The 14,828-nt window shown below is 60.1% G+C and carries 11 protein-coding genes; 5 read left to right on the forward strand and 6 right to left on the reverse strand.

The features are described from left to right. Position 1: 1 nt before the first annotated feature. On the reverse strand, positions 2-925 hold the full coding sequence (locus tag Enr13x_RS36810) for an efflux RND transporter periplasmic adaptor subunit (protein WP_145391895.1): 924 nt from the start codon (positions 923-925) through the stop codon (positions 2-4). Between the two features lie 126 nt (positions 926-1,051). Continuing rightward, positions 1,052-2,992 (reverse strand): preprotein translocase subunit SecA, encoded by a 1,941-nt coding sequence (locus Enr13x_RS36815; RefSeq protein WP_145391896.1) that lies wholly within the window; start codon positions 2,990-2,992, stop codon positions 1,052-1,054. 368 nt (positions 2,993-3,360) lie between these two features. Here Enr13x_RS36815 and Enr13x_RS36820 point away from each other — a divergent pair, with 368 nt between their 5' ends. Further along, positions 3,361-4,410, forward strand: a complete 1,050-nt coding sequence (locus Enr13x_RS36820) for a hypothetical protein (RefSeq protein ID WP_145391897.1) — start codon at positions 3,361-3,363, stop codon at positions 4,408-4,410. A 283-nt stretch (positions 4,411-4,693) separates the two neighbouring features. Here Enr13x_RS36820 and Enr13x_RS36825 read toward each other — a convergent pair whose 3' ends face one another. The 3 genes from Enr13x_RS36825 to Enr13x_RS36835 all read right to left on the reverse strand — a co-directional run bounded on the left by Enr13x_RS36825 (position 4,694) and on the right by Enr13x_RS36835 (position 7,794). Next, positions 4,694-5,899: a nucleoside monophosphate kinase gene (locus Enr13x_RS36825; RefSeq protein WP_197455649.1), complete on the reverse strand. Its 1,206-nt coding sequence runs from the start codon at positions 5,897-5,899 to the stop codon at positions 4,694-4,696. Between the two features lie 77 nt (positions 5,900-5,976). Next, complete coding sequence (locus Enr13x_RS36830; protein ID WP_145391898.1) at positions 5,977-6,663, reverse strand: DUF2461 domain-containing protein; 687 nt, start codon at positions 6,661-6,663, stop codon at positions 5,977-5,979. A 93-nt stretch (positions 6,664-6,756) separates the two neighbouring features. Next, on the reverse strand, positions 6,757-7,794 hold the full coding sequence (locus Enr13x_RS36835; RefSeq protein WP_145391899.1) for a hypothetical protein: 1,038 nt from the start codon (positions 7,792-7,794) through the stop codon (positions 6,757-6,759). A 275-nt stretch (positions 7,795-8,069) separates the two neighbouring features. On the opposite strand from Enr13x_RS36835, the gene Enr13x_RS36840 reads away from it, so the two are divergent. Next, positions 8,070-9,266 (forward strand): phosphoglycerate kinase, encoded by a 1,197-nt coding sequence (locus tag Enr13x_RS36840; protein ID WP_145391900.1) that lies wholly within the window; start codon positions 8,070-8,072, stop codon positions 9,264-9,266. A gap of 148 nt (positions 9,267-9,414) precedes the next feature. Then, the gene (locus Enr13x_RS36845) at positions 9,415-12,144 is read left to right on the forward strand and encodes an MGH1-like glycoside hydrolase domain-containing protein (RefSeq protein ID WP_145391901.1); all 2,730 of its coding nucleotides are present in this window, start codon (positions 9,415-9,417) and stop codon (positions 12,142-12,144) included. 265 nt (positions 12,145-12,409) lie between these two features. Here Enr13x_RS36845 and Enr13x_RS36850 read toward each other — a convergent pair whose 3' ends face one another. Then, entirely contained in the window at positions 12,410-12,841 is a 432-nt protein-coding gene (locus Enr13x_RS36850) for a secondary thiamine-phosphate synthase enzyme YjbQ (RefSeq protein WP_145392891.1), read from the reverse strand. Positions 12,842-13,411: 570 nt separating this feature from the next. Here Enr13x_RS36850 and Enr13x_RS36855 point away from each other — a divergent pair. Then, entirely contained in the window at positions 13,412-13,645 is a 234-nt protein-coding gene (locus Enr13x_RS36855; RefSeq protein WP_231744007.1) for a hypothetical protein, read from the forward strand. Between the two features lie 414 nt (positions 13,646-14,059). After that, positions 14,060-14,773 carry an SDR family NAD(P)-dependent oxidoreductase gene (locus Enr13x_RS36860; protein WP_145391902.1) on the forward strand — a complete coding sequence of 238 codons (714 nt, stop codon included), beginning with the start codon at positions 14,060-14,062 and terminating at the stop codon, positions 14,771-14,773. The last annotated feature ends 55 nt before the right edge of the window (positions 14,774-14,828 follow it).

Here is a 14,828-nt window from a genome sequence, read left to right on the forward strand (position 1 = left end):
GCTAGTCCTTTGGCGCGGCCGTCAGCGTTGTCGGGCGAATCTTCTTGCCGACGAACGGCAATTGACAACGCACACCACTTCGATAGTGACGATTCGGGTTGTCGATCAGCAGGTCGACACGCACACGTCCGCTGTCTGCTTCGGTCACGATACCGACATAGTCGACGCGGCCGATGCAGCGTTGCTCGGTTTCCGGCAACCACAGGTCGACCTCCGTCTTTGAATCCAGCGAACCGGCAACCGACGTGGGCACAAACAGGGTGACACGCAGCCGATCCAATTGAACCACGGTGGCGACATGTGATTCCTGCGGCGAGACGTACTCTCCCGGCTGCTTCGTCACCTCGGTGATCACGCCGGAGATCGGGCTGTAGAGTCGTCGTTGCTCGATGCGGGCTTCGATTTCGCGCAATTCCAGTTTTCTCAGACGCATCTCTTCCCGCGCCGCGTCGACCTGCAACATGGCAACCGACGCATCAGCTTTCGCGCGGCGAACCTCTTCGACACTGCCCGCACCGTCGCTGAGCAGTTGTTGAAGTTTTTCATAACGTTGTTTCTTCAAGTCCCATTCGATGATCAGCGCATCGACTCGCGATCTGGACTCGGCTTTGGCGGCGGCGACGTTTCGGTTGGCCTGCAGCACGTCGCTGTCGAGCGTCAACAGCAACTGCCCCGCATCGACCTTCATTCCGCGATGGATCAAGACCGTGTCGATCGAGCCGCTTTCGGCAAGGCACAGTTTGATTTCGCGAAACGGTTCGGTGAACCCGCTGAAGGTGTCGAGGCGTTGCGGCGGCATGTCGCGTTCCGCCAGCGTTTCGCGTTGCGGCGGCGCGGCGTGACCGAGACTCAAACCGAGGCACGGGTATGCGCAACAACAAACGACCAGCAGGCCGCTGAAGAGATGTGGGGCAGTGGTGTTCATGGTGACGTTCGGCGTGCCCTCCGTGGTTTGAGCCGTGTTGGAGCTTTGGTGGGATAGGCTTCCAGCCTGTCATTTCGGCATCGACGATGCCTGAAAGCCTCTCCCAATCGTTCTTGGCCCGTTGCCTTAGGCACGTCTGGCCAGTGACGATTGCACCGACTCCATCCAGTCGTCGTGGGCGACCATGCGTTGCCGCTGCACGAGCGCGTCGGCCTCGGCCTGTCGTTGAATTCGTCGCAGCGCGACGGAAAAATCTTTGCGGCATTCACCGGTCGGGCCGGCCGAGGCGATCATCTCCGCGGCCAAATCCGGACCGCGCGATTGAATCAGTTCATCATCGGCAGCGGCATAGAACTGGCAGCTTCCCGGGTCGCCTTGGCGGGCGGCGCGGCCGGCGAGTTGACGATCGACGCGCTGGCAGGCGTGCATCGACGCGGCCGCAACGTGCAGCCCTCCGGCGGCCAGGGCCCCGGCGTCGGGTTTGATGTCGGTGCCGCGTCCGGCCATGTTCGTGGCGACGGTGACGGCTCCCGAGACGCCGGCCCGGCGGACGATCGACGCCTCCTCGTCATCTTGCAGGCCGTTCAAAACGACGTGTGAAATTCCCTGTTCGCTTAATCGCCGACTGAGCAGTTTGCTTTCTTGGATCGTCCCGGTCCCGATCAAGACCGGCTGGCCGCGGCGACTGCGCCCGGCCGCGTCATCGGCGATCGCGTCGAATTTGTTCCGGCACGAATCAAAGCAGCGCAGCGGAAGGTGTTGGCGGACGCAGGGCTTGTTGGTTTCGATCCGCACGACCGGCAATCGATAGAATTCCCGCAGTTCCGATTCGCTGTCCGATGCGGTTCCGGTCAGTCCCGCGACACCGTCGTAGAACCCGATGTAACGCTGCCGGGTGATGCGGGCGTGTGTTTCATTTTCATCGGTCATCTCGACTTGTTCTTTGGCCTCGACCGCCTGGTGCAACCCGCTGCTCCATTTTCGTTCGTCGTGGATGCGGCCCGTGTTCGGGTCGACGATCATGACCTGGCCTTCTTGCACAACGTAATCGACGTCGCATTGCAGGATCCGCTCGGCCCGCAAGGCGTTTTCGATCAATTGGCTCCAGGGGCGGGCGAGTTGACCCGGCGGCCGTGAATCAAACCTTTGATGGATCCGTTTCCAGCCATCGGGGGTTAACCGAATCGTGCGTTTGATCGGATCGATGATGTAGTCGTCGTCTTCGCTCAAATCCAGCGAGATGCGGCGGGCAAATTGATACAGGGCCGGCGACGTCGCGGCACTGCTTTTTCCGCCGGCCAAGATCAGCGGTGTGGTGGCTTCATCGATCAACACGCTGTCGGCTTCATCGATGATCGCAAACGCATGGCCACGTTGGGCGGGCGTCGCTTCATGGCTGTCGATCCCTTGCAGCGAGCGGAGGAATCGCTCGCCGAGTCGCGTTTGGTGGCGAGAACGGATCGCGAGTTGGTCCTTCAGAAAATCAAACCCGAATTCATAGCCCGGGCCATAGGTGATGTCACAGGCATAGGCTTCGATCTTCTCTTCGACGGGGCCTTGGGGCTGCAGCAGTCCGACGCTGAACCCGAGCATGTCATAGACCGGTTTGAGTTCGTCGTGGTCGCGGCTGGACAGGTAGTCATTGGTGGTCGCGACGTGCACGCCGCGCCCGGACCAGGCATGCAGCACCGTGGGCAGCGCCGTCGTGATCGTTTTGCCTTCACCGGTTTGAATCTCGGCGATGGTTCCGGCGGCCAGCACAAAACCGCCGCACAGCTGGACGTCGTAGTACGACATGCCGGTGGTCCGCCGCAGCGCCTCGCCGGTCAAGGCAAACGATTCGATCGTGTTGTCCAGGACGACAGCATCATCGCGGACACGAATCCGGTCGCGACATCGTGCGGCGGAGGCTCGAAACGATTGATCGTCGAGCGATTCGAGTTGCCGGCCGCGGGCACGAACCCGCTGGATCCAGTCTTGAGTCGATTTCCCCACCGACTGCACGCCGCGCTTCGGTTGCCCGGTGATGCCGCGATAGTTGGCAATGCAGGGGCGTGACTGGAACATGGGCGACGCGTGTGGACCGTGATGACCGAGGGAGACACGTCATGAAAATCGACGTTTTCGCCTCGATCACTTCACGCGTCTTGCCGAGTCGATGCAAGAGAGTGCAGGGAAAGCGGTCGCCAGGCGTGACAATCGTTGCGGCAAGCATGATCGGACAGGCGATACAGCCGGTAAAATCTGCCTGAGGCAAACCTGTCGCTGTCTGACGAAGGACAGTAGGTGCGGACGTGTGCACCTTGCGGTGCAGGGGTCGCAAGCTGGAAGCTTACGCCACTGTTGTTTCTTGCCCATCGCACGGACAGCAACTTCGGGTTTTCGCTCATTCGTGTTTGCGCTAGCAAGCGCCCCTCTTTCTCCGTTGGATTCACATGAAATCAAAACTCAACCCGTTCATTCCATTGTTGCTCGTCGTTGCTGGCTCGTTGATCGGCTGTGGCAAAACCGATTCGCGGAGTGTTTCTAAGACGCCGGCGTCAGGTCCGGCATCCACCGCATTGGAATCGGAAGCCGACAGTGGGCCGTTTGGTGACGTCGCGATTGTTTCGCTGGAGTCGGCCGACAAATCAATTCGAATGATCCGTGCCGATGGGACGTTCAACCCATCTGCGCACGATCGTCAAAACTGCCTCGAATTTGAGATAGCGGGCAGCATGAATTACCGCGTTCGGATCTCGTGCGCCCCGTGGGTGGGCAAAGAATGGTGCATCAATCCGCTGGTCGATATCACCAACCAAAACGATTTCACGCTAAATGCCAAGTACTACTGCGCTTTTTACAATCACGACGGCCAGCTCGTCGGATGCTGCAATCAAGGGGCCAACTTGGAGCCGTCGGAGACGCCCCTGCAACTCGGTAGCCTGGTCGTCAGAGGTCCCAAAGAAAAGCTCTTGACGGCGACTAAATTCCAAATCGTCATTTATGAATCAGACAAACGCATCGGCACCCACCCGATTGACCGGGCAGCGACAGCGTCCCTGGTCGGCCGTTCTGGGAAAGTGATCAGTCAATTGAAGCAAACGAACTCCAATGTTGCCCCAGCAGACGATCATGCTGAGCTGCGATTGCTGGCCGACATTTCCGTTGATGATCCCGTCGAGAAAAACCGTAATACTCACCTGCGGATCAAGGGGGCCGCCGAATACGACTTGTACGTTTCGACGCGACAACGAGAAGTCTTGGAAACCAATGTCGGTGGTGAAAGCGTGAGGTTTGATCTGTGGGAATCGGCCGTCGAGTTCGAGCCGATCAAGCGAGTCAAAGGAGTTTCGGCGATTACCCACGCAGCCTTGCACGATCAATCGGGGCGTCTGATTGCTTGCAGCACTACGTCAACAACACGTGCACTCACAGCGCCGGAGGACATTCTCTTGTCTGCCCAAAAGCTTGCTGTCGTCGTGTACGAGTCGGTCGAGGAATAGCGAAGCAGTGGTGACTGCAGTTGTTCAGCGAAGGGCAATGGGTGGCTGAGGTGTGCACCTTGCGGTGCAGGGGTCGCAAGCTGGAAGCTTACGCCACTTGTTCTTCCGGCAGTGTTCGCCGCGTTCACAGCGCCGGCCCTCTCTGGCGTTTGCTTGCTGCGCAAACGCCGTCTTTCCCAGCGGGAGAGAATCTCAATCGGTTGCCAAATCCTGTAGCAATCGAATCGACGTCCCGAGGGATCGTGCCTGTAAACAGCAAACCAGGCGAACCAGCTTGTCCCCGCTAGCCGCGGCGGATTTCGCTGCCTTTGAAGTACAGCGCGATTCGATAAACCTTCTTTTGGCAGCAGGTAATCGTGCCGGTCTGCAAGTCGACTTGTTCGGGGATCGCTCGGCGGCGGACATCGATCATCGCGTGATAGCCGCGTTCGGAAAAGATGTCGATCAACATCTGTAGCGCCAACGGATTGTCCAAGATTTCGTCTTCGCTGCTGATCGTGGCGCGTCCGGAAATGGCGTGCCGAAGGATGATCGGGACCAACTTGGCTTCGATCAATTCGACGACCGCATGGAAAATCTCGCCGTGGTCGTATTCGTACGTGTCCAGACGTCGCACCAAATCACGGCGTGCGTGTTGGACGATGTCACTGGCCAGCGGGATGTCGCCGATGGCGTGAAACGTTCGCGGATCGAGTTCCAGTGAACTTTGGTACTCGAGTTCGTTGAGGATGTTTTCTTGAACAACGACCAGGTCGGCTTGGGCGTTGATGAAATGGAAGTGGAAAATCTGTTTCAGCGAGACCAGCGCGTCGTAGGTTTTTTCCTTGAACACGCGATAGCGGTTGCGCGCCAGGGCCTCGTTGAAGTCCGTGTCCCGTTCTTCCCACAGCTCGCCGATCCCGCTGCGGGCGACCTCTTCATTGTGCGCGATGACTTGGCGTCCCCGCGACAGCTGGCGTTTGACGCTCTCGGATTCGTCGACGAACAGCACCATGATGTGGAACACCGGCGGCTTCATGTGTTCGACGTTCGGGTTGTCGATCAACTCGCGGCGGAGTGATTTCATCCGGTCATAGAGCGCCTTGAGGCATTCGACCTGGACCTTGGTGCGGGGGAATCCGTCCAGGATGGCGCCGTTTTGGAATTCCGGCTCGAGCAGTTTTCGCAGCACCAGCGAGACGACTTCACGGTCGCCGACCATGCCGCCCTGGGCTTTGATCGCCTTGGCTTCGGGCGAATTGAGCAGCTCGCTGACGACGATCGGTTTGGCGGTGATGTCGCGGACTTGCCGAATGAAATCGGTGTTGGTGCCTTTGCCGGCCCCCGGGGCCCCCCCCAGCAAGATCAGCTCGGTGGGAAACCGGAGGTTCAATTTCCCTTTTTCGAACTCCAATTCTTTCCAGACGGAATTGAAAATCAATTGCGCGTCTTTGACCTCAAGATCGGCCGGCGGGATCGGCTTCGGTTCGGGATCAGCAGCTGGATTCACGATACAACGGACGGGGCTAGGTAGTAGAGATGCGGAAGCGGTCGCTTCCGAGGAGCGTATAGGGTAGCACGGCCGGTTCAATACGGCACGCCGATCGAATCACACAAGAAACGCATCAGCGGTCGGGCCTGTTTGACCCGCTGGATGATCAAGTCCACGATCGCATCGCCGGTCAGCTCCGCCTCGCTCAGCGGCGCGATCGCGACGAAGTCCTTGCGGCGCAGGTCTTCGATCAGCGGATGGTCCTTGGGGTAATCGCGGGGGGCGGTTTTCAGACTTTCGCCGACAAATTCATAATCTGCCCGAAACGCTTTGTTGTCGCGGGCCCGTTTCCAGGCTTTCGGATCGGCGTCGATGGCGGCCCGGATCGACGCCAGGGCGCTGCTTTCGGGTCGCCAGGTGCCGGCCCCGATGAAACACTCCGCCGGTTCCAGGTGCAGGTAAATTCCCGGGGCGTGGACGTCTTTTCCCGCCTGGTGCCGCAACGAGATTCCGACGTTGGTCTTGTAGGGTGTTTTGTCTTTGCCGAACCGTGTGTCGCGGTAAATCCGCAGCACCGATCCGTTGTGCGCCTTGGCCGACACGTGCAGCATCGGGGCACAACGGGCGAGCGGTTTTTCCAGCCGCGCGACCAGTTCGACGGCCGGCCCCAGCACATTCTGCTGGTACAGCTGTTTGTGCTCGGCGAACCAGTCGCGGTTGTTGTTCCGTTTCAGCTTGCGGAGAAACGAAAACAGCGACTTGGGAAGAATGCCATTGCTCATCGGAGACCACTCTGGAGAGGAGATGTCGCACCGCGAGACTGTCGACTGCGAAATGGCGATCGCCCTCGGTCGGTCGCCCGCCGATCGTTGGCGTTATCGCTGTGTCGCCTGGATGCCACGGTCCTGCACGAGTTTGGCCGTCGGCAGCGTTTTTGCCAAGTATCGTTGCGAGACGTTGATGATCGTGCGGGCGAATTCGGCCTTGGTTTGGGCGTCGATCTGTGGCATGCGGTCGACCATTTCCAGCATCCCCTCGGGGTTTTTCTCGCAGGCCTGGGAAATTTGGCTGATGAACTTTGCCGTTTCGACGAAATTATGGTCCGCCGATTTCCCGATCAGTCCGCCCAGGGAACGGGCGATGATGTCGGCCCCCAGACTCTCGAATTTGATGTAGCAATCCAGGATGCCGGTGACGGTGGTCGATCCGTCGGCCGCGACGGCATAGGTGCTTTTGAAGACGAACACGCCCTTGCCGAGAATCGGTTTCTGCACAAATTTGCCGTCGTACATCCCGTCGGCCATGAAGACGTGCAGATTGCGATCGCCGTAGAGCAGATCGATCTGGCAGGTCGTGCCGCTGCCGTCGACCGCGTCGAGTTGGTACGGCCCCGTTCGGGTCGCCTGGACGTTGGTGATGCCCATCAAATCCCAAATCCCGATGATCGCCTCGGGTTTTCGGGTCAGAAACAGAAACAGTTCTTCGTCACAGCGAATCGCTTGGGTGGGCAGACGCCGATAGAGCGTCGGTTTCTCGGTCACCCCGGCCAGTTTGACCTTGGCGTGCGTGGTCAGCCGGTCCATCGGCAGCGCATCGAGCAATTCATCCCCGCGCGATGACGTGCCGTCCGAGTTTCCGCCCCACAGCGAACGCAACCCGAAGAGGTTGGAATTCCGCTCGGCATCATTCCCGTCGCCGCGATCGTCTGCGGTCGAGCGACCGTGGGTGGCCGAACGGTAGCGTGATTTGCCGGCCGGACCTTCGGCGACAGAGGGCGCATCGCCGATCGCCCAGCAAACCGTCAGCAGTACCAGCACTGCCCGGGCGCACACTGCACGGGCGCACGACCGCGAGGCGGGGGTAGCGGAGACGTGCCGCAGGCGCGCGATCGTGTGTCCCGTCGTCTTGGCCACCAAAATCCCCGTGTTGCGTTCGGAGCCAGGGGCCGAATCGGCCACCATGTCCACCGGATTAGAATTCGGCGATTGTCGGTGAAGGAGTTGAGCGAAAACCGCGGCGCCCTCCCGGCCAAGCATTTTCCCAGGCCCCCACCCGGAAATCGGGCCGGGGATTCCGGATTTCTTCCCCGGATTCCTTCAAGTTGCCGGGACTCGACACTGCAGACCGGATCTCGATAATCGCATCCAGCAATGCAGGTAACTCCAACCCCCTTACACCCGAACGACCGATGGCGAAGAAAACGATTGACCAAGTTGACGTGGCAGGCAAAACCGTGCTGATGCGAGTCGACTTCAACGTCCCGCTCGATGAGAACCAGACGATTACCGATGACCGACGCATCCGCATGGCCTTGCCGAGCATCAAAAGCGTCATCGATCGTGGCGGCAAGCTGATCTTGATGAGCCACCTGGGGCGACCCAAGGGGGAGCCGTCGGACGTCGAAAAATTTTCGCTCGCCCCGGTCGCCAAACGTCTCGGCGAACTGCTCGGCAAAACCGTCGCGTTTTCCAGTGACACCGTCGGGGCCGACGCATCGGCGAAAGCGGCCGCACTGACCGACGGCGACGTGCTGGTGCTGGAAAACCTGCGTTTCAACGAGGGTGAAAAGAAAGGCGACGCCGAATTTGCCGGCAAACTCGCCGCGATGGCCGATGCCTATTGCAACGATGCCTTTGGAACCTGTCACCGCAAGGACGCCTCGATGGTCGCGGTGCCCGAAGCGATGGCCGGCAAGCCGCGGGTCGTCGGCCATCTGGTCGCCAAAGAAATTCAATACCTCAGCGACGCGATCGCCAATCCCGAGCGACCGTTTGTGGCAATCTTGGGCGGTGCGAAAGTCAGCGACAAGATCAACGTGATCAACAATTTGCTGGGAATCTGCGATTCGGTGCTGATCGGCGGCGCGATGGCCTACACGTTTTCGTTGGCCAAGGGCGAAGCGGTCGGAAACAGCCTGGTCGAAAAGGACAAGGTCGATCTGGCCAAAGAACTGATCGAAAAAGGCGGCGACAAATTGGTGCTGCCGGTCGACACCCACTGCGGTGACGATTTCGGGGACCCCGCGGGATGCAACAAAGAAGTCGTTCCGGCGGGCGCAATCAAGGACGGTTTTGAAGGCATGGACATCGGACCGGCGACCAGCGCCAAGTATTCCGAAATCCTGGCCTCGGCCAAAACGATCGTCTGGAACGGCCCGATGGGAGTGTTTGAAAAGCCGCCGTTTGACGCCGGGACCAAAGCCGTCGCCCAAGCGGTCGCCGATAGCGATTCGATCAGCATCATCGGCGGCGGTGACAGTGCCGCCGCGGTCGACCAATTGGGTTTCGCCGACCAGGTCAGCCATGTCAGCACCGGCGGCGGTGCCAGCCTGGCGATGCTCGAAGGCAAGGCCTTTGCCGCGGTCGACTTGCTCGACGAGGCGTAGTCGATCGCCGCAGTTCCATGATCGGGTCGTGGATCTTGTGAAAGATCCTGCGGCCGGGGATCGATAACAAGATCTACTGCGCCGTCGGCTTCGTTGACGACCGTTTCACCGTTTGCAAACCAAGCCCACACGCCCGGAGCCGCTGCCCATGACTGCCGAAGACCGACGTTTAGACGAAAGCGACAAACGCCTTCAGAATTGGCAGCGATGGGGGCCCTACCTGTCGGAGCGACAATGGGGAACGGTTCGCGAAGATTACAGCGACGGCGGTGACGCGACGTGGAGCTACTTTCCCCACGATCACGCCCGCAGTCGGGCCTACCGCTGGGGCGAAGACGGGTTGCTGGGGCTCTGTGACCGCGAAGGCCGATTGTGCTTTTCGGTCACCCTGTGGAACGGTCGCGATCCGATTCTCAAGGAACGCCTGTTCGGCGTCACGGGCCCCGAAGGCAACCACGGCGAAGACGTCAAGGAGTGTTATTACTATCTCGATAGCACGCCGACGCACAGCTACATGCGGGCGCTGTACAAGTACCCGCACGCGATCTTTCCGTACGACGAATTGGTCGATGTGTCGCGCGGCCGGGAACGCACCGAACCGGAATTCGAATTGATCGATACCGGCGTGTTCGACGAATCTCGCTACTTTGACGTCGAAGTCGAATACGCCAAGGCCGGTCCCGATGACGTCCTGATCCGGCTGAACATCACCAACCGCGGCCCGCAACCCGCCGTGCTGCATGTGTTGCCCCAGTTGTTCTTTCGCAACACGTGGACCTGGCAATGCACCGACGAAGGCTGCACGACCCGGCCGACGATGAAGTTGGTCGGCGACGTGGTCAAATGCTTTCACGAATCGCTGGACGAATTCTGGTTCGCCTGCGATTGCATGGGCACCCCGGAAACCTGGGCGTGGCTGTTCACCGACAACGAAACCAACGCCGTCCGCCACCCCGATCTGCCGTCGGAATCGGAATACTACAAAGACGCGTTCCACCAATACGTCGTCAAGGGCGAAGTCAAAACCGTCAACCCGGATCAACGCGGGACCAAGTGCGCCGCCTACGGGCTGGATCTGGTGCTGCCCGGTGTGACCAAGACGATCAAGATGCGATTGTCCGGCCGCCAAGAGCCGATCATCAAGGAAGACTGTGGCGGCGACATCGCGAAATTTTCGTCGGCCGCGTTGGGCGAACGCTTCGACGCGATCTTTGAGTCGCGAAAGCGCGAAGCCGACGCGTTTTATGAAACACGCATCCCCGATTCGGTTGCCGAGTGCCGCCGCCCGGTCATCCGCCAAGCGTATGCCGGACTGCTGTGGACGAAACAGTTCTATCATTACGTCGTGCGGACCTGGCTGGACGGTGATCCCAACGGTCCGCCGGCCAATGAGATCCGCAAGCAGGGGCGCAACAGCGAATGGCGTCACCTGTTCAACCGCGACGTGATCTCGATGCCCGACAAGTGGGAGTATCCCTGGTACGCCGCCTGGGATCTGGCCTTTCATATGGTGCCGATGGCGCACCTGGATTATGGATTCGCCAAAGATCAGATGATCTTGTTCTTGCGCGAATGGTACATGCACCCCAACGGCCAAATCCCTGCCTACGAATGGCATCTCGCCGATGTCAATCCGCCCGTCCACGCCTGGGGTGTTTGGCAAGTCTACAAGGCCAGCGGTCCGCCACACCAACGTGACAAACTGTTCCTCGCCCGTGCGTTTCAAAAACTGTTGTTGAACTTCACCTGGTGGGTCAATCGCAAAGACCCGCGTGGCAAGAACATCTTTTCCGGTGGCTTCCTCGGTTTGGACAACATCGGCGTGTTCGACCGCAGCAAACCGCTGCCGCGCGGTCATCTGGAACAGGCCGACGGGACCGCATGGATGGCGTTCTATTGCGGGACCATGCTGCGGATGGCGATCGAACTGGCGGACGAAAACGAAGCCTACGGCGACATGGCCAGCAAGTTCTTTGAACACTACATCGCGATTGCCGAGGCGATGAACAGCATGGACGGCTCGGGGCTTTGGGACGAAACCGAAGGGTTTTATTACGACCACCTGTTCGTCGATGGTCAATCCATCCCGATCCGCGTGCGCTCGCTGGTCGGGCTGCTGCCGCTGACAACCGGTGTGATTCTGGAAGAACACATCATCGACAAGTTGCCCGGTTTCAAGCGACGGATGAAATGGTTCTTGAACAGCCGCCCCGACCTGACGCAACACATGACGTACATGGAGGGCGAAGACCCCGAGGAGACTAAGATCACGCGACGCCTGTTGGCGATCCCCAGCGAGGACCGGTTTCGTCGCTTGCTGAGCGTGATGCTGGACGAAACCGAGTTCCTGTCTCCCTATGGCATTCGCAGCATGTCCGCCGCCCACGGCGCCGAACCCTTCGTGTTCGACTTCGGCGGCCAACATCACGAAGTCCAATACGTGCCCGGCGAGAGTGAAAGCGGAATGTTCGGCGGCAACAGCAATTGGCGCGGGCCGATCTGGTTCCCGATGAACTACCTGATCATCCAATCGCTGAAACGCTACCACGCGTTTTACGGAGAGTCGTTTCGGGTGGAATGCCCGACCGGCAGCGGGCAGAGCATGACGCTGATGGAAGTCGCTCGGGAATTGGAAAGCCGCTGCATTTCGCTGTTCGAGTGCGACGAGGACGGAGCCCGGCCGGCCCACGGCGACGAATCACGCTATCGCGACGACCCCGCCTGGAACGACTTGATTCTGTTCTACGAGTACTTTCATGCCGACAACGGCAAGGGGCTCGGCGCCAGCCACCAGACCGGCTGGACGGCTCTGGTCGCTTCGATGATCCGCAGCCAGGCCGACGTGCCCAAACACGTCGGCACCGAGCTGATCCCCTGATCGGCCGGCCGCCCGATCAGCGGCCCGTCTGGCAACGCTGTGAAGCATTCTCCCCCTGTGTTTCTTCAAGGTTTTAGCGGCAGGGCGCGAGCCCTCCGGTTGTTCCTCTTTGCCAAAACACCGGAGGGCTCGCGGGCTGTCGTTTTTGTGAGCCGCGACGCGTGAGCGGCCGGGCACTGCGACGCTGCCCGAGGCCTTACGGCCAGCGGCTCACCATTGACCCAGCAGATCCCGACTAAAACGACAGCCCGCTCGCGCCCTACCGCTAAGAATGCTTCACAGCGTCGCCCGTCAGGGTCAACACCAGTCGCCGGGATCCGCCGTGATTGCGATGCTCGCAAAGGTAAATGCCCTGCCAGACGCCCAACAGCAACCGTCCGCCACCGACCGGGATCTGGACGCTGGCCCCCATCATGCTCGCTTTGACGTGGGCGGGCATGTCGTCGCGGCCTTCGAGCGTGTGCACGTAGGGCAGGGATTCGGGGACGGCGTGGTTCATCGCCGTCTCGAAATCCACACGGACATCGGGGTCGGCATTCTCATTGATCGTCAGTGAGGCGCTGGTGTGTTGGATGAACACGTGCAGCAGGCCCGTCTGAACCGTCGCGATCTCGGGCACACCGTCCATGACTTCCGAGGTCACCAGATGGAACCCTCGTGGCTTGGCCGGAAGCGTCAATGTTCGCTGAACCCACATACCTGGCACCACCGCTACGAAATAGTCGAACCGAAGAAAACGCGACAAAGAAAAAATTGAAACTTTTTTTCCTCGTCCGCGCGATCCAAAACCTAGCGATTGTGCACCGATTTTCCACAGTCGGCAAGGTGACGCTCACCAGAGGTGTCATTTTGTACGCTGCCCCATTGACGATCTGCCGGTGAATTGATCCACCGCGGTGGGCCGCCTATGTTAAGATCTGCCCCCTTGACGCGTGAAGGGGGCGTGAACGCCGTTTTGGACCCGGCCGGCGGGTCGATCCGGCGGCGATCAAGGCGACTTGCGGGGGCCCGCAAAGTGAAGCATTCCTGCTCCGCTGCCGGTTGGCCGGCGGAGTGGGACCACCCGACAATTTTCTTGACTCCCGTCAAGCGACGTGAATAATCCCCTCGTCCCAGCCCGGGTTGCGCGAAAAAGTGCCCGCGGGCAAAAAGTTACTGTTAACAAAAAGTGACTGTTAACGAATCACGTGCGTCTGCCAGGACCGACGCACCAAAGTCGTTCAGACATAGCTGTCGAACCCCTACAGAAGAGAGTGAGCGGAACCAAATGAAAGACATGTCCCGATGCAAGAACGTCTTCGAAGCGATCCTTCGTTACGGACACGATGAAGATTTCGTGCCCCACGAAGACGACCGATTCTCGCCGACCGACGCTCCCGCCGGAAGCGCCGAAAAGATTGAAGTGCTGCGTAGCCGAGTGGAACGCGGACAGCCGTTGTGGCACAACACCGACCGCGTTGATTACAGCGGCCTGACCGGTGCCATTCGCCCCCGCGAGTAGATCGATCGCTGCCGTCGTTGCACGGCAGCATCAATGCTGAGAAAGACCCAGACACCCCGTGAGCCACGCTCGCGGGGTTTTTTTGTGGCCCGAGACATCCATTGCCGTCCCGCTACGCTTCCCCAATCGCCCGGCCCCGTCGGGTAACCCTGTGAAGCATTTCTTTCGTGTGATTGACGAGGTTTTCGCGGCAGGGCGCAAGCGGGCTGTCGTTTTCGTCTGGCTCTGCTGAGTCATTGGTGAGCCGCTGGCCGTAAGGCCTCGGGCAGCTTCGCAGTGCCCGGCCGCTTACGCGTCGCGGCTCACAAAATCGACTGCCCGCTCGCGCCCTGCCGCTAAAAAACATGCTTCACCCCGTTACCCGCCGGGGTTGCGGCAACGGACAAAAGCTCTCACATCCGCGGTGGATCAAAATTGAGTAACAAGTTAAATCAAGGTGAGTTTGTCGTCGTCGGTGGCAGCAGCGGGATCGGGCTGGGGATCGTCAAACGGCTTGTCGAAGAGGGCCGCGCGGTCACCGTCCTGAGCCGGACCTGGGAGCACGCCGGAGTCTTGCCCGACGTCAAGCATGTTGCAATCGACGTGACCCGAGACGAGGTTTCCGGCGAGCTGCTTCCCGGGGTGATCCGCGGGCTGGCCTACTGTCCCGGGTCGATCCGATTGAGATCGTTTCGAGGCATCGCGCCGGAAGCGTTTCGGGAGGATTTTGAGTTGAACGTCGTCGGTGCGGTCAAGTGCATCCAGGCTGCGATGAAGGGGCTGCGGGCTGCGGAAGCGGCCAGCGTCGTGCTGTTCAGCACCGTGGCGGTCAAGATGGGAATCCCCCTCCACGCCTCGGTCGCCGTCGCCAAAGCCGGCGTCGAGGGATTGGCCCGAACACTGGCCGCCGAACTGTCACCGAAGGTCCGTGTCAATTGCGTCGCGCCGGCGCTGGTCGACACCCCGTTGGCCAGCCAGTTCTTTGGCGACGAAGAGAAGGAGCAGGCGATGGCCGCGCGGTACCCACTCGGTCGCACCGGAACCATCGACGATATCGCGTCGATGAGCCACTATTTATTGACCGACGGACCGTGGATCACCGGCCAGACGCTGGGGGTCGACGGGGGCATGAGCACGGTGAGGAAATAAGTCCTCGGCCGGCACGCCGTTCCCTGTTGTGCGTCACAGGGCGAGCGCGAACCCG

The sequence above is a fragment of the Stieleria neptunia genome, from assembly GCF_007754155.1.
Taxonomy (GTDB): domain Bacteria; phylum Planctomycetota; class Planctomycetia; order Pirellulales; family Pirellulaceae; genus Stieleria; species Stieleria neptunia.